This window comes from Bacillus sp. FSL P2-0099, from assembly GCF_038007445.1.
GTDB lineage: Bacteria > Bacillota > Bacilli > Bacillales > Bacillaceae_G > Bacillus_A > Bacillus_A mycoides.
Map to the genome: position 1 here is coordinate 3,067,448 of NZ_JBBOXE010000001.1, position 23,522 is coordinate 3,090,969.

22 protein-coding genes and 1 riboswitch are annotated in these 23,522 nt (G+C 35.3%); of the genes, 6 read left to right on the top strand and 16 right to left on the bottom strand.

What is annotated here, in order from left to right; all coding sequences use genetic code 11:
* Position 1: 1 nt before the first annotated feature.
* Both MKY90_RS15780 and MKY90_RS15785 read right to left on the bottom strand, forming a co-directional pair.
* The gene (locus MKY90_RS15780) at positions 2–568 is read right to left on the bottom strand and encodes a TetR/AcrR family transcriptional regulator (RefSeq protein WP_001072320.1); all 567 of its coding nucleotides are present in this window, start codon (positions 566–568) and stop codon (positions 2–4) included.
* Positions 569–903: 335 nt separating this feature from the next.
* Complete coding sequence (locus tag MKY90_RS15785; protein ID WP_141507039.1) at positions 904–1,668, bottom strand: SDR family oxidoreductase; 765 nt, start codon at positions 1,666–1,668, stop codon at positions 904–906.
* Between the two features lie 166 nt (positions 1,669–1,834).
* On the opposite strand from MKY90_RS15785, the gene MKY90_RS15790 reads away from it, so the two are divergent.
* Positions 1,835–2,275 carry an Lrp/AsnC family transcriptional regulator gene (locus tag MKY90_RS15790; protein ID WP_001178566.1) on the top strand — a complete coding sequence of 147 codons (441 nt, stop codon included), beginning with the start codon at positions 1,835–1,837 and terminating at the stop codon, positions 2,273–2,275.
* 135 nt (positions 2,276–2,410) lie between these two features.
* Here MKY90_RS15790 and MKY90_RS15795 read toward each other — a convergent pair whose 3' ends face one another.
* Both MKY90_RS15795 and MKY90_RS15800 read right to left on the bottom strand, forming a co-directional pair.
* Positions 2,411–3,616 carry a M20 family metallopeptidase gene (locus MKY90_RS15795; protein ID WP_098169135.1) on the bottom strand — a complete coding sequence of 402 codons (1,206 nt, stop codon included), beginning with the start codon at positions 3,614–3,616 and terminating at the stop codon, positions 2,411–2,413.
* Positions 3,617–3,704: 88 nt separating this feature from the next.
* Positions 3,705–3,806, bottom strand: a riboswitch (SAM riboswitch).
* Positions 3,807–3,881: 75 nt separating this feature from the next.
* The gene (locus tag MKY90_RS15800) at positions 3,882–6,191 is read right to left on the bottom strand and encodes an AAA domain-containing protein (RefSeq protein ID WP_341091818.1); all 2,310 of its coding nucleotides are present in this window, start codon (positions 6,189–6,191) and stop codon (positions 3,882–3,884) included.
* Between the two features lie 115 nt (positions 6,192–6,306).
* Between MKY90_RS15800 and MKY90_RS15805 the strand changes: the two genes are divergently transcribed.
* Together MKY90_RS15805 and MKY90_RS15810 are read left to right on the top strand one after the other, a co-directional pair.
* Entirely contained in the window at positions 6,307–6,699 is a 393-nt protein-coding gene (locus tag MKY90_RS15805; protein ID WP_098169133.1) for a VOC family protein, read from the top strand.
* A 314-nt stretch (positions 6,700–7,013) separates the two neighbouring features.
* Positions 7,014–7,457, top strand: coding sequence for a hypothetical protein (locus tag MKY90_RS15810; RefSeq protein ID WP_341091821.1), 444 nt, complete (start codon positions 7,014–7,016; stop codon positions 7,455–7,457).
* 238 nt (positions 7,458–7,695) lie between these two features.
* Here MKY90_RS15810 and MKY90_RS15815 read toward each other — a convergent pair whose 3' ends face one another.
* The 5 genes from MKY90_RS15815 to MKY90_RS15835 form a co-directional block, all read right to left on the bottom strand.
* Positions 7,696–7,860 carry a regulator gene (locus MKY90_RS15815; RefSeq protein WP_098169132.1) on the bottom strand — a complete coding sequence of 55 codons (165 nt, stop codon included), beginning with the start codon at positions 7,858–7,860 and terminating at the stop codon, positions 7,696–7,698.
* A 340-nt stretch (positions 7,861–8,200) separates the two neighbouring features.
* Positions 8,201–8,506, bottom strand: a complete 306-nt coding sequence (locus MKY90_RS15820; protein WP_098169131.1) for a monooxygenase — start codon at positions 8,504–8,506, stop codon at positions 8,201–8,203.
* A gap of 266 nt (positions 8,507–8,772) precedes the next feature.
* Positions 8,773–9,516, bottom strand: a complete 744-nt coding sequence (locus tag MKY90_RS15825; RefSeq protein WP_341091826.1) for a class I SAM-dependent methyltransferase — start codon at positions 9,514–9,516, stop codon at positions 8,773–8,775.
* A gap of 286 nt (positions 9,517–9,802) precedes the next feature.
* Entirely contained in the window at positions 9,803–13,000 is a 3,198-nt protein-coding gene (cypD, locus tag MKY90_RS15830; protein ID WP_098169129.1) for a bifunctional P-450/NADPH--P450 reductase, read from the bottom strand.
* 505 nt (positions 13,001–13,505) lie between these two features.
* Positions 13,506–14,984 (bottom strand): DHA2 family efflux MFS transporter permease subunit, encoded by a 1,479-nt coding sequence (locus MKY90_RS15835; protein ID WP_063217989.1) that lies wholly within the window; start codon positions 14,982–14,984, stop codon positions 13,506–13,508.
* A 454-nt stretch (positions 14,985–15,438) separates the two neighbouring features.
* Between MKY90_RS15835 and MKY90_RS15840 the strand changes: the two genes are divergently transcribed.
* The gene (locus MKY90_RS15840; RefSeq protein WP_098169128.1) at positions 15,439–16,035 is read left to right on the top strand and encodes a hypothetical protein; all 597 of its coding nucleotides are present in this window, start codon (positions 15,439–15,441) and stop codon (positions 16,033–16,035) included.
* A 203-nt stretch (positions 16,036–16,238) separates the two neighbouring features.
* Here the strand turns inward: MKY90_RS15840 and MKY90_RS15845 are convergent, their stop codons facing one another.
* The 4 genes from MKY90_RS15845 to MKY90_RS15860 form a co-directional block, all read right to left on the bottom strand.
* Positions 16,239–16,637 (bottom strand): DUF1259 domain-containing protein, encoded by a 399-nt coding sequence (locus MKY90_RS15845; RefSeq protein ID WP_002033128.1) that lies wholly within the window; start codon positions 16,635–16,637, stop codon positions 16,239–16,241.
* 320 nt (positions 16,638–16,957) lie between these two features.
* Entirely contained in the window at positions 16,958–17,119 is a 162-nt protein-coding gene (locus MKY90_RS15850; RefSeq protein WP_002190108.1) for a hypothetical protein, read from the bottom strand.
* A 394-nt stretch (positions 17,120–17,513) separates the two neighbouring features.
* Positions 17,514–17,837 (bottom strand): PepSY domain-containing protein, encoded by a 324-nt coding sequence (locus MKY90_RS15855; RefSeq protein ID WP_141507037.1) that lies wholly within the window; start codon positions 17,835–17,837, stop codon positions 17,514–17,516.
* Positions 17,838–17,857: 20 nt separating this feature from the next.
* On the bottom strand, positions 17,858–18,328 hold the full coding sequence (locus MKY90_RS15860) for a hypothetical protein (RefSeq protein ID WP_078185550.1): 471 nt from the start codon (positions 18,326–18,328) through the stop codon (positions 17,858–17,860).
* A 176-nt stretch (positions 18,329–18,504) separates the two neighbouring features.
* Between MKY90_RS15860 and MKY90_RS15865 the strand changes: the two genes are divergently transcribed.
* Together MKY90_RS15865 and MKY90_RS15870 are read left to right on the top strand one after the other, a co-directional pair.
* Entirely contained in the window at positions 18,505–19,179 is a 675-nt protein-coding gene (locus tag MKY90_RS15865) for a response regulator transcription factor (RefSeq protein ID WP_098169126.1), read from the top strand.
* Complete coding sequence (locus MKY90_RS15870) at positions 19,176–20,549, top strand: sensor histidine kinase (RefSeq protein WP_098169125.1); 1,374 nt, start codon at positions 19,176–19,178, stop codon at positions 20,547–20,549. The genes MKY90_RS15865 and MKY90_RS15870 overlap by 4 nt, the downstream gene beginning before the upstream one ends.
* Before the next feature lie 259 nt (positions 20,550–20,808).
* Here MKY90_RS15870 and MKY90_RS15875 read toward each other — a convergent pair whose 3' ends face one another.
* The 3 genes from MKY90_RS15875 to MKY90_RS15885 all read right to left on the bottom strand — a co-directional run bounded on the left by MKY90_RS15875 (position 20,809) and on the right by MKY90_RS15885 (position 23,458).
* Positions 20,809–21,024, bottom strand: coding sequence for a hypothetical protein (locus MKY90_RS15875; protein WP_046954849.1), 216 nt, complete (start codon positions 21,022–21,024; stop codon positions 20,809–20,811).
* Between the two features lie 350 nt (positions 21,025–21,374).
* Positions 21,375–22,820 carry a L,D-transpeptidase family protein gene (locus MKY90_RS15880; RefSeq protein WP_341091834.1) on the bottom strand — a complete coding sequence of 482 codons (1,446 nt, stop codon included), beginning with the start codon at positions 22,818–22,820 and terminating at the stop codon, positions 21,375–21,377.
* Between the two features lie 215 nt (positions 22,821–23,035).
* Positions 23,036–23,458 (bottom strand): hypothetical protein, encoded by a 423-nt coding sequence (locus MKY90_RS15885; protein ID WP_098169123.1) that lies wholly within the window; start codon positions 23,456–23,458, stop codon positions 23,036–23,038.
* Positions 23,459–23,522: the final 64 nt, after the last annotated feature.

Consider the following 23,522-nt stretch of genomic DNA (forward strand, 5'->3'; position numbering starts at 1 on the left):
TTTATCGAAGCAATTTTAAAAAATGATCTGCTGTTTTCGTAATTACAGTTGCATCCTTCAATGTTTCTGAAATAAATAACGCTCCTTCAAGATTTGTAATAAAAAGTGATGCAACCTCATCAATATTAATCGTGTTTCTGAATTCTCCATTCTCTACCCCTTGTTTAAGTAATAGAGAAACTTTCTTTTGTAATCCTGTAAAAAAAAGACCTATTTTTTCTTTTATTTGCGTGGCCTGTTTAGGACTTTGAATATAAAGAGTAATAAATGGACAGCTCCCCTTATACTCTCTCGACTGAACTCCTTGTGATAATTGCTTTAAAAACAGTTGGATACGATCTTCAACTAAAAATTGGTTCTGAGAAAGTACGTCATCAATTGCAGATTGATACATTTCAATCCAATAATCAACGACCCCTTCTAATAATACTTCCTTATTAGAAAAGTGATAATACACATTAGACTTTGAAACTTTGCTTACACGTACTAATTCATCCATACTTGTATAAGCAAACCCTTTTTCTAAAAATAATGTTGCAGCTACTTCAATCACACGTTTTTGATTCATTAATTTTACCTTTTTCATAACTAGAACTATATAGTACTAATTTAAATGTTACAAGGATTTATTTTAATTTAGAAAAAAGTTTGATTAAAAAAGTTCCACTAACATTGATTTTACTGCAAAAAAATCTTATTTTGAATAAAGTGGAACTGAACCCCGAAATTGTGAATTCACTATCGTCTAATAGGGGTCACCATACATACCCATCAACTTAAGAAAAAGAAATGCCCTCAAAACGAAAAAATGAGCGGCTTCTCAAAATAGCTATCTGTAGAGAAAGAAAATTTTAATTTAGGGGGATATGAAAATATTAGCTTTATGGGTATGAAGTAGTGCCCCTATAAACAAAATCCTCCAGAAACATCTAAAATTTGCCCTGTTACCCAGCGGCTATCAGAAGAAGCAAGGAATGCTACTACATCTGCAATATCTTCAACTTGCCCTATTCGTCCGAACACAGATGAATTCGTAGCAAAATTTCGTATTTCCGGATTATCTAGCAATTTCGCATTTATATCTGTCTTCGTATATCCAGGCATAATTGTATTCACTGTTATACCTCTTTCTCCAAGATGTTTAGCTAGAGGAAGTGTCATCGTATTTAGTGCCCCTTTACTTAAACCATATGCAATGGACCCTGCAAAACCAAGTCTTACTTCAGCTGATGAAATGTTAATAACTCGCGCCTCCGCTCGTAATAACGGTAATGTTTGCTGAATTAAGAAGAACGGTGCTTTAATATTTACAGACATAATTTCATCAAAAACTTCTTCTGTCGTATTTTCAATTGTTCCTTGTGTACCTATCCCTGCATTGTTTACTAAAATATCAATCTCTGATGTACCAACTCTTATTTGTAATTCATTCTTCAATTGTTCTACTATCTTTTTGATACCATCAATTGAATTGAAATCCGCTTCAATTAAGAATGCCTTTCCTCCATTTGATTCAATCTCACTAATTGTTTCATCTGCAGCTGCTTTATTTCGGCCATAGTGAATTGCAACTAATGCACCGTCGTTTGCCAATCTCATCGCAATCGCACGACCAATACCGCGACTCGCCCCTGTTACTAACGCTACTTTCCCATCAAGATTCTTCATTTTTTCCACCCTTCCTAAATTTCCGTTTAATAAATCCTACACTTATATTTTTAAGCAAATACTACTAATTTTAAATATAGATTTATAGGTAATTTAGTTCCTTCACTTATGATATTATAGTTATAATTTACGATTTAATTTAGAAAATAAAAAGGGGAGTTATCCAATGCAAAACGCAGTAAAACTAGATGAAATTGACCATAAAATTATGAACTTGTTGTATGAAAATGCGAGAATTTCTGTTTCAGAAATAGGACGTATTATATCCATGACGCAGCCTGCTGTAAAAGAACGCATTAACAAGCTTGAAGATCAAGGGGTTATAGCTGCTTACCGAACGAAATTTGAGCCTTCCAAAATTAATAAAAACATCCAAGCATTCATTATGTTCAAAACGAGTCAATGCTCTGATTTCATCCAATTTTGTAATGCCGCTCCCGAAGTAACTGATTTATATCGAATTAGCGGGGAGTTTAATTATATGATGAAGGTCATGAGCGATTCGATGGATTCTCTCGCTACATTTTTAGACTCCTTAATGCAATTTGGATTATCATCTCCTTTAATTGTTTTAAAGAGTGAATTTGAAGAGAAATTGTCGTTCTGATAAGAGGGTACTAAGGTAGAAATATGAAGTGTATGTGGAAAAATTCTTTTATAATATAATAAAACCAGCCATAGGCTGGTTCTTTTTTCATTCAATTTCCTACTAAAAAATCCCGAGTATAATTCTCCTTCTTCCCTATCCTTGATTCTTCCGCGCCTCCCTAAACTCCTCCTTCACCTTCTCTAACAAACCTTCTTCTGTAATTAATCGATACGCTGTATTTGCTAGTGCTTTTGCCGATGTGATTAGCGCTTTATCTCCAAGTTCTGAACGTGCTGCTTCTCTAAATTCATTCGTATGCGCAATTAAGTCATCTGGTCCGATTTTAATGTACGGATGAATTGTCGGTACGACTTGACTTACGTTTCCTGCGTCTGTTGAGCCGATGCCAAATCTTTCTTTACGATTTACGTCTTCACCTTGTAATTCTAATTCTTCGGCTACGACGTCATTAAATGTTTTTGTTACGAGTAGTTCATCGATTTCATTTTGGAATTGATGAATTTTCACTTTCGTACCTGTTGCTAATGCTGCACCTTGTGCGACGTTTCTTACTTTCTCTGTTACTTCCGCACATCTTTTTCTCGTTGCTGCGCGGATGAAGAACCTTGCTGCGGCATAGTCAGGAATAATGTTAGGTGCTTTTCCGCCCTCAGTAATAACGCCATGAATTTTCACGTCTGACGGAAGTTGTTGGCGAAGTGCATTAATGCTGTTATACAGCTGAATAATCGCATCTAATGCGTTAATTCCTTCTTCCGGTGAAGCTGCGGCATGAGCTGTTTTTCCGTAAAAATGAAAATCAAGTGGATCGACTGCTAGTGAAGGGCTCGTTGGCGCTGTTTTTCCGCTCGGATGAATCATAAGTGCCGCATCAATATCTTTAAATAACCCCGCTTTTACATAACTCGCTTTCGCACTACCATTTGGTCCTCCTTCTTCAGCTGGAGTACCAAACACGACAACTTCCCCGCCAATTTCTTCAAGCGTTTCTGATAATGCGATCGCAGCCGCAACGCTAATTGTGCCAATTAAATTGTGACCACACGCATGACCGAGTCCTGGTAAAGCGTCATACTCAGCTAAAAATGCGATAACTGGCCCTTGTTTTCCTGAACTTTTTCGCGCGATAAAACCTGTTTCATGTCCAGCTATATTGTGCTGCAACTGAAATCCTGCGCTTCCTAACAACAAACTTAACGTTCTTGATGCGTAAAATTCTTGGTTACCAATCTCCGGATTCGCATGAATATTATGACTTGTTTCTATGTACTTTTCCTTATTTCTTTCTATACTCTCTTCAATTGTTTTTCTTTGTGACGTTACTCCTGTCGCTCCCATTTTTCTTCCTCCTTTTATTTTCACGTAAAAAAGCCTCTTTCTAAAAGATAGAAAGAGGCTTCTGTATATACAGTCAAAATGAGCTTCTTTCTTATCTTTCAAGTTACCTTGCTGGAATTGGCACAGTATTCATAAAGAATCCGCTGCCGAGGTGTCATAGGGCCAGTCCCTCAACCTCTCGTGATAAGAATTTTCATAAAATTATATTAAATTATTTTCATTCTAAGTTCATTCCAGGCAAAAGTCAAGGAATTCCTATCTGAATTTACCGAATATCTAAAAACCCTTTTAATACGCCAATTGTTTCAGGTGCTTGTAATCTTGCACATATGTACGGAAATTCCATACTACCTTCAAACATCATTTGAGATGTAAGAGGTGCTCCTGCCCAAAAGATTTCATCATCGATTACTATAAACGGGAACGCTTTGTTTTGCCTTTGTAATTTTACATTTTTTAATGGAACTGGTCCATCACTATACACCGTTATTTGCGCATTCGTACGCATTAACGCTTGCCATACTCGTTTATCTACTTGCCTTGTACTTGGAAGGGAAATGATAATTTTTTGTTTTGCGGCTAAAATATCTTTCAATAACCCTTTCGGCTCTTCAAAATTCATTTCCATAAACCAGCGTAAACGTTTCGAAATTTTCCGCTCCCACAATTGTCTTGATGTCGTGCGATCATACACATCTCCGTGACGTTCTATATGAGCTGTTAATTGCGATAACGCTTGTTTTCTCGAAAGATTTTTACGCATGTAGTGGCAATCTGATAATTGAATGAACTTCCCTCTCGCCCTTGTCACTGCAACGTTGACGAGGCGATGATTTTTATGGTCAAAGAATAACACGCCAGGTCGTTCTTGCGGATAACTATCAACCGTATCAAAGATCATCATATCTCTTTCAGACCCTTGAAACTTATGAACTGTCGCCGCTAAAACTGGTATGTTTTGATATTTCGTTTTCTGCAACATTTCTCTAATGCACGTTGATAAAAAGCGGGACTGTGCCCTGTAAGGCGTAACTACACCGATAGATTGAACACCGTCTAACAATCCAATTAACATCATTTGCATCGCTACTAAACCAGACATAATATTAAAACGAGAACCGGAAGCAGCGTCTTTTAAAGAAAAGGCTCCCATTAAGCTCGTATCAAATAAAACACTCGCCTCATTTGCGAACGGTTGCAGTTTCGCAAGTTCTTTACGCTCTGAAACAGATGGATGATCGTACACTCTATTTTTATAAATAAATGAATTCGTAAACTTCGATATATCCGTATGCATACGTCTTTGCTCCTGCAGCATAAAAAGGTTCGGATGTGCTTCTGATTTATTTACAGAATCAACAATCCCTGCATGATAAAACATATCTTCACCGAGCCATTTTCGAACGAGTTCATGGTTCGCCATCGCAATCGGAGGTAACTGTAAAAAGTCACCACAAACGACAATACGTTTCCCAAGTGAAGCAGCTAATGCGATTTGCGGAACATAAGCCATACTCACTTCATCTACGACAACTAAATCAAACGTACGCTCATAAATAAGTGAATCAATTGCACATTTCGATAAAGTCGCACCGATTACTTTCGCATTTTCAATGTATTCTTTTTCTACTTCTTTAATTTTCGCTTTTTGCTTTCGAAGATCACTTTCAATCTCTTGTATACGCTTCTTATCAGCAGAAGTCGCTTTATATGATAAAATCTTTTCACGAAGATCTTGTCGTGTCTCTTCTAAATAGAGTCTTTCTTCTCCCCAAGATCCATTCGTCGTTTCAACTAACTTCGATGCAAGTAACGTTTCATGATTTCGTATATGTTCATGTTGACTATAACCGTAACGAACAATTTCGCCAGGCGTCCATTTCTTTTTCTTCTCAATTTGCTTCGTTACCTCGCTCATTAATACGTCTACTGCCGCATTACTATGAGCTAACACAAGTACCGATTTTCCTTTTTGATAATGAGCCGAAATAATACGTGATAAATTGTACGACTTCCCTGTTCCCGGTGGTCCCCACACGTACGTTGTTGGATTGTAAAAAGAACGATACGCCAATTCATTTTTCGTATTTTTCATCTTTTCAATATGTTTCGGACTGCTCGTCCCATCAACAAGACGCTTTATACGATTACGTTTTAGCTTATCTTTATGTGCCTCTTTCAATCGCTCTTGTAGTTGTTCTAACAATTGCCACGGTTCACTGTATAAAACCGCTTCTCGTATTTCACCTTGTATATAATCATTTAATTTCAGTTCTATTTCTAATCCATGTACAGATAATACTTCCCCTGTCGCTTCCTCACCATCGAACTCAATTCGAATTGGTGAACCTTCAGGTAAGCTTACTTCCGAAATAAGCTGAAATACGTATACTGTACTTTCATAATCTGTATATAAAAAACGACCGTTCATGATAGAAATTTTACTACCACCTATCGTTTTCCAATGTTTAATTTCATATGCTAATGCATAATGCCACTCTTTCATTGTTTCCGATAATGAAGGAGTTTGAGTAGTTGTATTCATCGTATAATCTCCTTCCTTCTCCCCAAACATACTTTCTCACTATACCATATAACACGCTAAAATTTGTAAGGTTTTTATCTTGCTTATTTTCTCAATTTTCAATAATATATTGTATATAATTTTCAGAAAGAAGGAAGGAATCTACATGCCAGTTAGAAGAATAGAACACGTTGGACTTATGGTTGCAAAATTAGAAACATCTATTTCATTTTATGAAGAAGTAATCGGCTTACAGCTCATTAAACGTATGGGGCACCCAAATCCAGACTTAAAACTCGCTTTTTTAGGTGTGGAAGAATCGAAAGAAACGATACTTGAACTAATTGAAGGTTACAACTCTTCCCTTCCGGCAGAAGGAAAAGTACATCACATTTGCTTTAAAGTGGATTCATTAGAAGATGAAATCAAAAGACTAGAAAGCCACAAAGTAACATTTTTACTAGGCGAAGAAATCGAAACATTGCCAGATGGAACACGTTACATATTCTTCGCTGGCCCTGACGGAGAATGGATTGAGTTTTTTGAGACGGGGAGATAGAAAAGGAGTCAGGATTTTGGCCCTTATACTACTTCCAATCCTTTATGTAATCCTAATAAAGAATTGGAAGATACAAGGAGTTTCCGTTTTTGTTGGAAGAATCCTATTAAATATTATCCTTTTCATAAATGGAATATTAACAAAAAAACAAACCGTGAAAAGGTTGAAGGAACAAGCAACAAAGAAAAAAAGTATTACCTACAAAGAACAAATTGCGCTATTCCCAATTTACGGGAAATTTGATATACTATTTTCATAAATTGAATATTTTACATTTTAGGAGGTTAAAATGGAGAAAAAAAACAGATTTTTCTTTGTCACTTTTGTTTTTTTGGATTAAAGGGTTTGTTTCAGTTGATTCAAGATTTGTAAAAGTATCCACTGGAAACACTATATTAGGGTTTATTCCTGCTGGAAAAGATAATCAAAGCATTCCTTTGAAAAATATTAGTTCTACAATGATTTCTTCTCAGTATAGAATAAAACCCATTATATTAGGATTGATTATTATTCTTTTTTCCTTTAGTACCATAGGAAATAACTTTATATTCGGACTTATTTTACTATTAATTGGAATTGGTATTTTAGGTAGTGGTATGCAAAATGTATTGATTATTCAAAGAGCAGGATCGGATTATATTTTTTCAGTACCATTCTTTGAAAAAGCTAAATTGGAAATTATTCAAGATTGTATTGCTGAAGCATTAGCTTATGATACGGATAAAACTGATTTAAATTTATTTTTTAATAAAAAATAAAAAAGGCGATAGATTAATCTGTACCCTATAGAATAGACTTTTTTAAGTTTCTATTCTATAGGGTACATTTTAACGAATTTACCGAAAAAATTCTCCGTCCAGAGGCGCGTGAAGGGCGATAGCCCAGCGGTAGGTGGGAGATGACTTTCGGTAAATTCGTTAAAATAGAGAACTTGAGCTTTTTTTCGTTCCTCCATCAAGGCATCCTTTGGCCGAAGAACCCGTATTTCAACTTTTATTATTCAACTGTATCTAATAACTCTACAACTAATTCTTTAGGATCTTCCCAGCTATGATATATTTCTAAGTGCCATTCCGTTAATGATCTTGAGTATCCCTTTTTTTCTATCCATTTATGTAAATCATTATAAGCATTCATATAAAAACAGCTTAAGTCATACAACCTTCGTTATTCCTAGTTACTAAATATTAGTTATGTTCATAATTTTGCAACGTGTATAGATGGGTATATATATTATAATCAAATTACAAATAAATTTGCATTTCCTGTGCCCCTTACCTCCCAGTAAGGGGCGTACCCTTTTATAAATAATTATTTCAATACAACTTTTTTCACAGTACTTTCTCGTCAATTTCACAAATTCAAGAACTCTCATATGTTACCTTTTCCAAGGAACTGTATGCCGATACACAAATCCCTATCTATATAGGGATTTTTTTATAAAGGAAGAATTCAAAAAAGAAGGGATTATCCCCTCCTTCTTTGAATTCCGTGTCCCTTATTATTTACTATAACCATGATTCAGTTTAGTTAACTCTTCATTAATGTGAAAAATTTTCACTCTAATATCTTTAACACCAAATGCTTGAAGTCTGTTCTTGTGCATTTCTCCATATTTTTCAGCATCTTGTTTTTCTTCAAATACATAGATGCCTCCAGCTTCTTTCGTTTCTTGATTCTCCGTCCATATTTTCCAATGGAATCCTTCTTCTTCATTAATACTTTTTGCTAAATCCCAAAATACTTTTTCCATTTCTTCACCAAAAGGACCTTCAAACGGAAAATCAACTTGTAATAAATATGCCATTTCCACTCACTCCTATGTTCAATATTTTCAATTCGGATGCAGATAATACCTTAAATGAGTACTGCAATTATTCCTGCACTCATTTGAAATTTCACCTGTATTTTCACAACCCCTTTTATAAAATAATTACAAAATGATAGCAACTTGAACGCATACAGTTTAACGGCTTTCGGTTATGTTCTTAAAAAAAACAGCCATTCCTTAGTGAAACGGCTGTTTTCGTAATTCAATAAAAGCTCCCAGATTGCGGTAAATATTTTAAAATATTATTTTGTTTTTTTTGACTTGATTATAATAAAAGATGGACTTCGCGATTCGTTTATTAAATCTGGCATTGTCTCTATCCCTGCCAAAGTTGATTGCGGTTCGATTATTTTATCCAGCGAAAGCCCGTGTTCAATTAAAGTATTTATTAATGTAGCAACAGTTCTATGATAAATAACCACACTATCGTCAACAAACCAGTTGTGTACTCTGATTCCTTCTTCTTGATAATTATCTAATGCCCAGTGTGATTTATTACCATCCTCAGTTTTTATCCAATGTTTGCTTCCTTTGCGAGCTGTTGCTATTGGATGTTCAGTTGAAAAGATAAATTCACCACTGCTTTTTAATAGTTCATTAATCTTTTGAATCATTGCCGAGTAATCTTCAATGTAATGTATAGAGAGAGAACTTATAATCAGGTCGAACTTTTGATTGGTTAGTCCCATATCCTCCATAGGAAGACACATAAATTCTATGTTATCATCCTGATTTAACTTTTTAGCACGTTCAATCATATTTTTGGATATGTCTACACCTATTACGTTTTTTGCACCATTTTCTATACAATACTTTGAAAAATGACCATCACCGCAACCCAAGTCTAATACCGATTTCCCTTTCAAACATGGAATTAATGATTTGATTGCTGGCTGTTCTATGAAGTCATTAGCGTTTATTCCACTTTCACGCAACGCTGTATAGTTTTTGAAGAAATTCGGATTATCGTAAACATTTTGTTTCACTTACATCACTCCTCTTATAAGGTTTTCATAGATTAAGCTGACTTCTGTTTCCAAATTATCATACTAACCATAAAAATTTTGTCATCCTTTTATTCATGTTGTGTATATAAAGCATAAAGATTGTTGGATTTTGAATCAACATATACGTCCCTTTTATTTAAAAATAAGAAAACCCCATATTCAATAAAAAATACAGGGTTTTTATAAAGCAGTTTATTTTGTTTAAAGTTATACTTAGTCGAAAGAAGTTCGTAAATTAAATATTACTTATCTAATTAAGAAGAATTTAGATTCCGGCCCAAACATCTTTTCCATATCGCCCTTCTTCTTGTACACGATCCAGCCAATTCCTTGCTTCTTGTTCACTGACTTCATGAATTTCTTGATATGCTTGACAAAGGGTGTCTTCTACGTCAGGAGCCATTTTACTTCCATCACCACATATATAAAGATGAGCCCCATTATCTAATAACGAAATTAAATTGATTCTATCTTGTTTTATTAAATGCTGTACATATGTTTTAGGATATCCTTCTAGGCGAGAAAAAGCTGTGTGTAAAGAGATTAATCCATCCCTTTCATCATTTTCTAGTTCTGTACGATAGAGATAATCCTTTTCAGGATGACGACAACCAAAATATAGATGTGCTTGTCCTAAGTTAATACCTTTTTGCTTTTGAACACGACGCGCTTGCAAGAATCCACGGAATGGTGCAATTCCAGTACCTGGCCCAACCATGATAATTGGTGTTTCTGGATTTTCAGGTAATTGAAAGTTTGATTGTGGCGTTCGAATGAAACAGATAATCTCATCTTTATTATGACGCTGAGCTAAATAATTAGAAGCGACTCCTTCATATGTCCCTACCCCACTCCATGCAGGTGCATTAACAACACCAACCGTAATGCTCAGACGATCCTGTGCAACGAGTGGAGAGCTTGAAATAGAATAGTAACGCGGTTTGAGCGCAGGAAGAAGTTCTAAAAAGCGTTCAAATCGGATTTCACAAGCCTCATACTTTTCAAGAAGATCCAACATTGACATACGTTTCTTTAATATTTGTTCATGATAAACTCCCTCTTCCAATAATGATTCCAATTCCTTTTTATGAGGAGGGCATGCTGTGAATGTCACCATTTCTCGTATTTGTGCTCGAGTGGCTGCTTCTTGAACTTCTACACTATAACTAAGAAGGTCAAATAAACTAACAGGACTGTCTAAAGGTATGTGATTTACACTTCGTCCACTTGCGCTCAATATGACTTGATCCTTCCCGCTTAATCCAAAGCGTTTTAAAATCCGGCTTACATTTTTCTCACTATTAATTGGCAGCACCCCAAGGTGGTCACCTTCTTGATACGTAGCGCCTTCTGGCAAGGATATCTCAATATGTCGCGTGCTTCTTTCACTGCTAGGTGATTGAAGTTCACGATTTTCCAATATAGATGCATAAACTGCTTCATATGTTCGCGCAAGAGGAGATCCTCCAAGACGACTAACAAATTGTAAACTTAATGTACTGCGTTCTTTCTCAATGTTTTTGTTAAGTTCCAATCCAAATGCCTTCATCGCATCAGGCCACATACTTTGTTTCCATTGCTCGAGCTGTTCCTCGAAATCACCACTTGCATCTGCTTCTCCACGTGTCGAAAATCTTGTTGCTCCTTTTTGAGCCATTTGCTCATCAATGTATCTTGGAATTCGCTGATAAGTACTCGCCCAATTATGATCTCCACAACCAAAAACTGCGTATTGAACACCTTTTAGCTCATTTGGTTTTAATTCCTCCAACCACTGCACAAACTGCCCTGCATTACTTGGTGGTTTTCCATTATAAGAAGAAGTTACAATAAGAACCGCCCCTTCTTTTGGCAGACTTCCAATTCCATCATTAAGAGCTACCACTTCCGTTTGAACACCTTCTAAACTAGCTGTATCTGCTAGTTCTCTTGCAATACCTTCCGCTACCCCTGTATCCGATCCATACAGAACAAGAAGCGAAAGATTATCGGCCCCAATAATAGAAGGAGTCTTCTGAACTTGCTGTTCGATTTCATCGTTTTTCAGTTTCTCCTCTATAGGCGCAAGAACAGTAGTATGGCTAATAGTTTGATTTCGGGGTAGAATCCTAATTTTAAAATCACCAGGCTTTAGCGTTAATGTTTGTTTTACGTCCAGCTGATAGTCTTGATAATCAATTAATTCAAAATGTTGAAGAAGCATTCCCATTACAAGTGTGGCTTCATGAAGTGCAAACTGCATACCGATACATGCTCGTTGACCATTTCCAAATGGCTTATAAGCATGATGAGGAACCTTATCCAGCTCTTCAAATCGTTCAGGTTGGAATTCTTCCACATTGTCTCCCCACGCGTCTTTATCCCTATGTAGCTGTGGAATCAGAACAGAAATACGATCTTCTCCTTTCTTAATTGGATATTTCCCACCAATCACTGTATCTTCTTTTGCATAGAGACTGAATGCTGGAGCAGTAGGCCATAGACGTAGCGATTCATTTAAAATCATCCGGATATACTTTAGTTTCATAACTTGTTGGTATGTTGGAGTGGGATCTGTTAAAACCCTATCTACTTCTTCATAGGCTTTTTTCAATTTATCTGGATTCTTTAATAAAAAATAGATTGCAAAAGATAATAATCCACTTGTTGTTTCATGCCCAGCTATTAAAAAAGTGATAATTTGGAAACGAATATTTTCATCATCTAATTTTTCACCAGTTTCCGGATCATGCACATTTAACATACGGGAAAGTAAATCATTTTCTTCCTGATTTCCATTACTTTTACGTTCAGCAATAATATTATCTACTAAAGAAAACATGGATTGAATATCATGCTGAAATTGACGTTTCGTTCTCCACATGAGTTTATCTTCTATATCCAGCCGCTGTAATTGGTGCATCGCCTCATCTAGAGCACGGCTCATGCTAGTAATAAAAGGATGAGGGGTCTCACGATAATAGCTATTAAATCGATAATTAAAACCACATAGACCAATTGTATCCAATGTAAGGCGAGTCATATCCTCCGGAACATCTACGTTTTCATTCGGATTAAGCCGTGCCCATTTTTGAACGAGTTGTACAGCAATATCGACCATCATAGCATGATAATCTTTCATTGCTCGTTGGCTGAATGTAGGCATCAAAATATTATGAGCTTTTTTCCAGTTAGGCTCGTGAGTCTCGCTTGTAAATAATCCGTCTCCAGCAAAGGCGCGAACTTTCGCTAAAGCACCCTCTATACTTTTATCAAATCTTGTTTCGTCACAGACTTCTGCTACTAGTTCATGTCCAGAAACGACAATGATGGTATCACTTAAAGTTTGAATTCGAAAAATGGGACCATACTCTTCCGCTATCTTGATAAAGGATAGGGTCGGTTTATCTTTATCGATTAATGGGAGATTCCCCAGCAATCCATATGTTTTCGGTTGAGGAATGGCAGATACTTTTTTATCCATTAAAAACACCCTTTCAAAAAAGCATGAAATAAAATATCCCATTCAATAAAAAGAAGATAGCAATGAATCGCCTGGGATAAAGATATGTAATTGATTACCTTATTTTATCTTTTCCCGAACTATTCACGATTATGATATTGCTTATAAGGTTGGTAATCTAAGTTGTTTGTTGATATTAGATTTATAACTTGCAGAGAAAATACTAAATTAAAATGAAGCGTATTATTATAATGTTTATCACAAATTGAGAGCTAAAGATTGTAGTATTGGGAAAACCAGTAGTTCCTAATGTCAATTCAAACAAATACGATAAGCAAGTATACTGTGTTACTAATGAAAAAGGATCTGATATGAATATCAGATCCTTTTTACTATATATAATTATTTCACTGGTCCTTTTCCAAGTTTAAATACCAGCGCCTTAGCAGCAGAAATTTGCATTTCTTCATAGTCTAACTAAACAGCAAAAACTTATAGGAATCATGATCTTAAGTTTTATTTTACTCTACCGATTTAACCTCTCCACAGCTTCCGCACTTGTATCTACACGTTTAACGAAAAAAACTAATAGTAGTGCAACAACATTCATGCCAAGCGCTACATAGAATGAATATTGAATTCCGGATAATAAAGCCTTCTGAGTTAACATTGCCTTCGTAGCCTCTGTGAAGGTTGTAGGATCTACATCAACCATTAGACTTTCAGCTTTTGTTTTTGTTACAGAATTCATAATCGTAACAAGAATAGCAGTACCAATCGAACCGGACACTTGTTGAGCTGTATTATTAACAGCTGTACCGTGCGGATTTAAGCGAGTTGGTAATTGATTAAGTCCGTTTGTCATAAGTGGCATCATCACCATCGCCATCCCAAACATCCGCAATGTGTAAATAAGAATAATATGTGTGTGACTAGAATCGAGTTGCAGGTTTGCTAGCATATAAGTTGAAACGGCTGTAATGGAAAGTCCTACTATACCAAGAATACGAGGGCCATATTTATCAAATAGTTTACCTGTAATTGGTGACATAATCCCCATTATTACCGCACCTGGAAGCATCATCAGCCCAGAGCTCAGCGGTGAAATACCGCGGACATTTTGTACATAAGCTGGGGTTAAAATCATACCCGAAAACATGGCCACTGCGTTGACAATTGCAATTACAGACGCAAGTGCAAACATTGGGTACTTGTAAACACGTAAATCCAATAACGGTTCATTCATTTTTAATTGACGGATAATGAAAGTAATTAGGGCAATAGCGCCTATGATTAAGGTCGTTAAGACAACTTTATTCGTCCAACCGTCAGAGCTTGCAGAACTGAATCCATATAACAAACCGCCAAAACCGACAGAAGATAATAATAATGAGAGATAATCAAGTTTTACATTTTTGTTTTGTCTCATGACATTCTCAGATTTCCAAATCCCTAACAGTAAGCTAATGATTGCTAACGGTAAAATCATTTCAAAAAGCAAACGCCAGTCATAATACTCTACAATATAACCTGATAGTGTCGGTCCAATTGCTGGAGCTGTAATCATAACCAATCCAAAAATCCCCATTGCTGTCCCCCTTTTTTCTCTTGGAAAGCTTACTAGCATAATATTCATTAACAAAGGCCCCATGACTGAAGAACCTGCTGCTTGAACCATCCGGCCAGTAAGTAATAAACTAAAGTTCGGTGCTAAAGCCGCTAAGGCCGTACCAAGAATAAAAATCACCATAGATGTAATAAATAAGCTCCTATTGGAGAAGCGGGTTATTAAAAATGCTGATGCCGGAATTAATACACCACTTACAAGCATATACCCTGTAGAAAGCCACTGGATCGTTGAATAATCTTTAATATCTAAATCCTTCATTATTGATGGCAAGGCCACATTTAAAAGCGAGTTATTTAGAAATGAAACAAATGCCCCAATAAAAAGGATTACAAGCATTAAATATGGTGGTTTTCTTTTATGTAATGTTTCACTCATATATTCATTTGCCCCTTCATTATAAATTCCATTGATTCGTTTAAATCTTTTGCATATCTGCACAAGAATACATTGTCCTTGCAGTATTTTGCCAAACTCTTCGAATGGGTATTCTCTTTTTAGCAATTCTACTTGCTCAACATAACATTTTAATTTTTTTTGTTGATTAAACCTTTATAAACACGTTTGTTAACCGAAATTAAATTAGGCTGAAATAAACAAAAGGAGCAACTGAAAATACCCTTCTAAAAGCCCCCCATCTAACTTTTTTGCTTTCGCTGAATTTTGAGGGGACGGTGTCTTACTGTCCACAAATAGCGGAATAAATCAACAAGACCACACACCCATTCCTTTAAATACGGGCTTGTAAATCTAGTTATGTAACCATCCATAAAAAGGAATATTACATAGGCTAAGTCTAACATTACATTTTTAAAGTGAGGGGAATAAGCTTATGCACCAATATTGGTATTTGAATTCAAATGGAAACGGGGAGCAATATAATAACCAAATTTCAATGTCATCATTATATTCACAGCCCCAAATAACTAAAGCTGAGGAAATGAATGGTCTGAAGGTTCCTGAGAATTTGAGTTGTCGAGTCTATCCATTTGGTTGGGATTCACCAGCCAATTATACAGGTTTCACTCCCGAGCCCCCTCCCTTCCCTTTAGGTCAGCCAATCCATTATGCAGGGATGATACCCCAAGGACATCCTGCTAATTGGGCTCTATTACCAGGCCATGCAGGTTTTAATTTTCAAAAACCTCCCATCCCCTGGCCCCAACCATTCAATCATACAGGGATGTTCGCACAAGGTCATATTGCCGCTTTACTATCACCGCCAGCCAAAGCTTTTAATTTTAATACCAATAATAACTGGGGTGTTTTTGGAAATTCTCCAGGATGGGGAGGACAGATAAATCCCATGGGATGGGGGAATAGCGGGCAGCCAGGAATGCTTGGAAACTTACTGACAGCAGGAAAAGGAACCATGAATGGAATCGGAATGCTTAGTAGTCTAATCGGTATGGGAAAATTCTTCTTTTAGTTAATTAGAACGGGAGGATAGGTCCATAGCTCAAACATGCCCCCTCAATGTATTTATTGTATGGTTCCAGTACTCCCTCCAAGTTCGTTTGCTAGTCAAGCGAACTTAATTAATAAAATACAAGGGAAAACCTTCATCTTATGTATGAAAGGATCTTTCAATTAAAGATCCTTTTATATTGCTCATTTAACTAAATAAATTGGTTAATTGCATAACGCTCTTCTAACTTTCCTTGCGAAACTTAGCGGATCATCAACGTCTTCGATATTAACGTAAATTAAATTCGGCTCATCACATAACCACTCATTGTGTATAGACGAAACGATTATTCCTTGTTTAATAATTGTAGCAACAAATTCAGTAACTTCTTTTTGTAAGAGCGCTATCCGACCTAGACATAATGCCTGTCCAGTTTTATTATCTCTTGATTCGAATGAGAAGGAAGTTGTTACTCTAAAACGTTTTCCTAAGATAGTTGCTTGTATTTCATCCCGATTTATTGTTGCCACGCATTTTCCACCGGCGAATCCTTCTTGGCCACCGATAATTCTTGCAAACTGTTGACAAATTAATTCATCATTAATCGCCATGCCTTTAATCATCCCCCTTTTACTGTTAGGTTATGAATGAATACATCGGTCTGAAACGGTAATGAATCTATTCTATTACAAAAAAGATGATAGCAATCTAACGAAATCTATTAGCTTGATTACTTGAATTAACTCGGCTATTATATGTTAAAACATTTTTAAAGAGCATAAAAAAGACACCCTAAGGTGCCCGCCTCCAACTTGAGAATCGTATCTATGTATGGAGAAATTTAGAAAAGACAAATACTAAAGATAAGGTTCTAACTATAATTTATAGAGCTCTTATGCCATTAATTAATTACATTGTTCATCATAAGAAGAATCCCGTTATATTACTTTCTGACCAGTCTCGTTAAAGCCATCCCAATAAATCCAGCGCCCATTCCTATTAGCCATCCAGCATGAGTATCGCCTAATATAGATCCCACTCCTCCGCCAAGAAACATGCAGCCAACAAATACTAATCCTCCAATTCCCCAATTCGTCCGTTCCATAATTCAATCACACCCTTTCAATAAAACATATGCTTTTAGCTATCTAAACTTTCTTGCATAGGATGGTTAATTTTTTTGCTTAAGTTTAGCACTTTCAGGGAATTCAAAAGATGCGGAGATTGGCCGATTTGAATGAATTGCAGAAGAAGAATTTAATTTTTATGTATTATAATAACTTACGGGCTGTGGAACAAATTTTTCTTCCACTAACCAACTAATAGAAGCCTGGAGATTTTCCACAATCGGAAGCTCATCCCATCACTATCAAGCTAAGAAAAGCAATTACCCCCAAAACGAAAATTATATGCATCATTGACTACTGTTAACGAGAATTATGTAAATAAGCTGCCCATATGGGCAGCTTATTGTATTTTTTCAAATACGCGATATTTTTTTAATCTTCACTATTGATTTCTATTGTACCTGTTCTAGCACTAACCTTTAAAATATTTAACAGATTATCAGGTGTCTTGATTTCCACTTCATATTCAAATTTTGATTGTGCTAAGTTGTCATCTTCTAATTCGAATTCTTTTTTCACATTAATAATTTCTCCATTTGTATGAGCTAAAGAAATTTCACGAACTTGTTTCTCTGTATAGTTTTCATTCTTTTTCGCATAATTGTAGCCCATACCATAATATCCACCAACAATAGCAATACCACTTACTAAAATAGCAATTACACTTATAATTATTTTCTTTTTATGTTTTAACATTTCCATCCACTCCTTAATAATTAATCATTTATTCCAAATCTTGCTTCAAGTACATTTTCTGCTTGCTCTAATTGATCTTCAAGTATATCTTGTTCTCTTTCTTGTATTTGATATTGTTCAACAGTTATCGTTCCAGCGTGAAAATCTGCTTCTAGCTGATCATCAGATAGATCTATCTTGTCATCTAATTGGTCAATTTCTTTTTTTGCTGCTAAGTACGTATTTAAGTTATCTTCTTTTGCTCCAACTGGTTTCGTATTATTTGCCTTTTCTACAATAGATGTGACTTCGTTTTTGAAATCTTGTGTTTGCTTAGTATCATTCATAGCAGGCCCTGTTTTGTGTGGTTCTTGTTGTAGTTGCGTACCTTCTTTTTGTGATGTATCGTTTTCTACTTTCAGTTGTTGTACTTCTGTATCGTTATCAGCTTGAGTCGAACAAGCTGTTAAGAATAAACAAGACATTGCTCCAATCATCATCCATTTTCCCATTATGTTCTCCTCCCTTTACATGTGCACCTTATCCATGTCTTTATATTACTGAACAAACATTAAAGGAAGATTAATGCGCAAAAAAATAAAATGATATAATTAAATAGTTTCTAATCTTTCTTTAATGTTTTGAAATTATAGTGATACATATAAATAAGAAGAAAAGGAGAATGTTAATGCGAGTTCTTATTGTCGAAGATGAAAAAGACTTACAAAATATATTGGTAAAACGATTAAATGCAGAATATTATAGTGTCGATGGATGTGGGAATGGAGAAGATGCTTTGGATTATATAAGCATGGCTACCTACGATTTGATTGTGCTTGACATTATGATTCCCGGAATAGATGGTTTACAAGTATTACAAAGATTACGTGCGGACAATAATACAACTCCTGTCTTGCTTCTTACAGCTAAAGATACAATTGATGATCGCGTAACAGGACTCGACTTAGGTGCGGACGATTATTTAGTAAAGCCGTTTGCTTTTGATGAACTGTTAGCAAGAATTCGAGTGTTGATGCGAAGAAACACAGGAAATACATCTAATGTGTTTGAAATCGCTGACCTAGTGGTGGATTGCAATATGCATAAAGTAACAAGAGGAGACCAGGTTATCACTCTTTCCAGTAAAGAATTTGCCATTTTAGAATATATGATTCGTAATAAAGAAGTTGTGTTGACACGAGATAAAATTGAGCAACATGTGTGGAATTACGACTATGAAGGTGGATCGAATATTATTGATGTTTACGTCCGCTATCTTCGCAAAAAAATTGATAGCCAGTTTGAAACGAAGTTAATTCATACAGTACGAGGAACTGGTTACGTATTGCGAGTAGAATCATGAAAAGACTATCAATAAAAATGAGAGTGACCCTATGGTATACGGGGCTAGTTGTAATTATTATGGCACTCGTGTTAGCTTTTATTTTAACTTCTTCAGATAAAGTTTTGCTTTTTAATATGAAAAATCAATTGAAGAGCACAGTAAAAGAAAGTGTTGAAGATATCGAATATAAGCATGGGCAGTTAAAGATTGACGATGAATTTGAAGCCTTAGAAGATGGAGTAAATATCATCATTTATAGTAAACAAGGTGAGCTGCTGGCAGGACATAATCCAACAACCTTTAATAAAAAGGTATCGCTTAAATCCGATGAAATACAAACCATTAAAGACAGTAATAAGGAATGGATAGTATATGATTTTCTCCATAATGTAGGCGGCGATGAGCAAGTCTGGGTTCGTGGCATAATGACCATGAATCAATTATCATCGACCATGAATACGCTTATTGTGGTAACACTCATCTCATTTCCATTACTTATTCTCATTGCAGCAGCGGGAGGATATTTTATTACGCAAAGAGCGTTTCGACCTGTACAACAAATAAGTGATTCAGCCAATGAAATTGGTGATGGTAAAGACCTTTCGAAGAGAATTAATTTACAAGGTTCATCGAAAGACGAAATGTATCATTTAGCACAAACCTTTGACAAAATGTTTGAGCGATTGGAGACATCATTCGAAAGTGAAAAACAATTTACATCTGACGCATCTCATGAATTAAGAACACCAACATCTGTTATTATTTCGCAATGCGAATACGCTTTATCGCAGAGGAATAATCCGAAAGAAATGGAAGAATCGTTAGAAGTAATTTTAAGGCAATCGCGTAAAATGTCCGCGTTAATCTCGCAACTCTTATTATTAGCACGAGCTGACCAAGAAAAGCATAATACTTTTCAATTTGAATGTATCAATATGAGTGAATTAACGGAAATCGTTGTAGAAGAGCTTTCATTAATGGTTCAAGAAGCTTCGATTAATATAACAACAAATATAGAGGAAGACCTGTTTATTAAAGCAGATCAAACATTGATGATGCGTTTATTAATGAATTTACTAACGAATGCGATTGCTTATAGCAAAGCGAACGGCACTGTGAATATGCAACTGTTCCGGGATGAAACCAACATAATAGGTAAAGTCTCCGATAATGGCATAGGCATCAGCGAGCAACATATTGTGAATATATGGGACCGCTTCTATCGAGTTGACGCAGCACGAACATCTTCAAACAATGGAAACACAGGTTTAGGATTGTCGATGGTAAAATGGATTATAGAACTACACGGAGGAGAAATTACCGTTGAAAGTGAATTAGGAGAAGGCAGTACTTTTACATTTAAACTACCTATTGAAAACCGAGCATAATGTATGCTCGGTTTTAGCTTTAGAATACAGATTGATTAAAAAGCTCTCTTCAGTCCTTGTTTAATAATTGTAGCAACAAATTCAGTGACTTCCTTTAATCAACATAGATCATGCACTATGAAATAAAGTGAAACTTTAATCAGCTCCCAACAAACTTCTGTACCACCTAAATTTTGAACTGTGAGTTTTACTTTCCACAAATAGTAAGAAGCTAAATATATAGTAAAACCCCAGAAATCCAAAGGTCCCTGGGGCTTCATTATATATTTAGCTCTTTTTGCTTTTTGTTTTGTTTATGTCTATGCAGCAATTTTCGACTTATGAGAGAAATCAGTAATAAGATCAGTATTAGTACGAAAATTTGCATAAATGATAAATCAAAATATTTAGCACCTGTAACTATTAAAAGTGTAGAAATCGTACCTTTTACAATGAAAAAAATAATAATCCATAATCCGCCTTTTTTCCAGTTCATTTTTATTTTACCCTTTCCTACGCTTAAATTCTTAAATGGGACACCTTAATAGAAATCTATTATATTAATAAAAAAGTAAACTTTTTCACAAAAATCATGTCCAATTACATGCGACGATTTCATAATAAATGAAAATGATATTCAGTGTCAATTTTATTGACTATTTGAATATCTATTTATCATCTCAATCTCTTTCTACTTCGTTTCTTATAGGCAATGAACTCTTGTTTTCAAACAAAAAACACCTCCATTGAATTTGCACACTAAATATGCGAATTCAAGAGGTGTTTTTTCATGTACCATCAGATAAGATTTCCTGCTTTATTTATTTCTTGATACGTAGCTATTTTCTAGTACACAATAACTGGATCATTAGTGTTCAAACTATCATATACAGTTTTTGCTACATTAGGAAGAAGGTTAACACACCCGCCTGATCCCCCTGTTAAATAAGCATTATTTGCCCAGTCTTTTCGCCAGCCTGCATCATGGAATCCTTGGCCGCTATTTGTGAATGGAACCCAGTAATCTACTTTAACTGCATAATCAGCTTTACCTACTGCGCTGCCTTTCAGCGTGTATGGTGTTCGTTTATATAGAACGTACCACACACCTGGTGATGTATCTTCACTCGTGCTATGTTTACCAGTTACTACATTTGTTGTGACGACTAATTTCCCATCTTTATAAATCCAAATTTGTTGATCTGCAATTGAAACTTCCGCATACGTGTCTCCGATGCCATTATTCGATGTTGTTTCATAACCGATACCTTCCTTCTCCCAACCATTTCCATGGATATTAGAAGCAGATAGCGATTTTTCACCCTTTTCAAAAGCTTGTTGAACTTGTTTTGTTTCTTTTTCAACATCTAGTGCCCAGCCGTAGCCTTGTCCTTTTACTGATATGACCGAACCGGAATGGGTTTTAAAGCTGAAATTTTTATTTAATGTTGATTTAGCATTATTAATTTCAGCAATCTTATTTTTAATGTCGCTCGCATCGATTGTAACTTTCATATCCTTTGACATAGAGGCATTTTGAATTAAATCTTTCGCTTTTAAAGGATACACTTCATTCTGCACTTTATACTCAACAGACTGCCCAAGAAGATTCTGTAGTGCTTTCTCCTCTTTTTTGACAATCGGATCGTCTTCTTTAATAGGCTTTATGTATGTAGACTTCAGATGAATTTCGCTTTTATATTTCTGCTTGTCGTAATCTTTCAATAGATTCGTAACGTCATACTGTTTTCCTTCAACGCTTTTCGAGATAACAATCTTTCCTTGTTCGAGCTTCGCCATAGCATCTTGAGGCGCTTGTAATTTTTCATTCATAGAGATGAGCTTTTCTTCTACAAGTTTTTTCATCGTTTCACTACGATACTGATCCGCCTTTTCCGGTAGCACTGAATAATTTTTTCCCTTTGAGGAAGGGAAAAATGTCCACTGGCTTTTTAATAGTTTCTTAACTTGAGGAAAATCTTTTTCCGTAAGTTCCGTTTTTGTATCTTTTTCATCTAAAATTTGTTGTTGATCAACATAGACTTTGTTTTCTAGTCCAGATGTTTTTAATTTCTGTATTGCCTGATCAGCGTTCAGACCACCGACTTTTGTGTCATTAATCGTAACATTTGAATTGAAGTGAGTTGCCTGATAATAACTCATTCCTCCAATGAGAAGTACAATTACACCAACACCCGCTGCAATAAACTTCCAATTTGTAAAACGTTTGCTTGATCTTACTCGTTTTCTCTCAACTTCTTCAACTGATTCATTTATTGGATTATTGTTCATCAATCTTTCCCCCGTATACATTAACGTCAATCGATTTTAAACTAAAACCATTGACTAGTGTACCTTATTTTTCCTAAAATTTCATTATTTTTAAAAAGATTTTATCGCATTTAATTGATCAAATTTAGACTTTTTAATAGAAAGACACACTGAATAATCCCTTACAAGTAGTGAATCATTACAATAAATCTGAAAAAGTTAAGTGCCATATACTTTTATTCAACTAACTTTTCTCCCGTAACAATCTCAAACAAAGTGGCTGCATTTTTCCCTTCTAATTGAGCATAGCGATTATCCCCCGCCATAACTTCTACTTTATCTTTATTAGGACTTATCCAAATTTGATACAACACAGCTTTCGCCTCTATTTTCGGATTTTTAAATTGAAAAACAAAGTGATAATCAGCTGAACGAGACATTTCCACTTTTTTATTTTCAAAATGAATATCATTTAATATTTTCTTTACTTGCAACACTTGATTATTGTCTGTAACTACTTTCAAATCCTCATAATTATCATCACCAACACGTTTTTGCACTTCGATTCTTTGACCTTCATTTCCTAGTATATTTGAACAGCCGGTTACTATGAATATACACATAAAAACAATAACTAAAGTTAAATTTCTAATTCGCATATTAGTCCCCCTCTTTTTAATAAAAGGTACCTTTTAATTTTACATATAAACATTAATAAGGAAG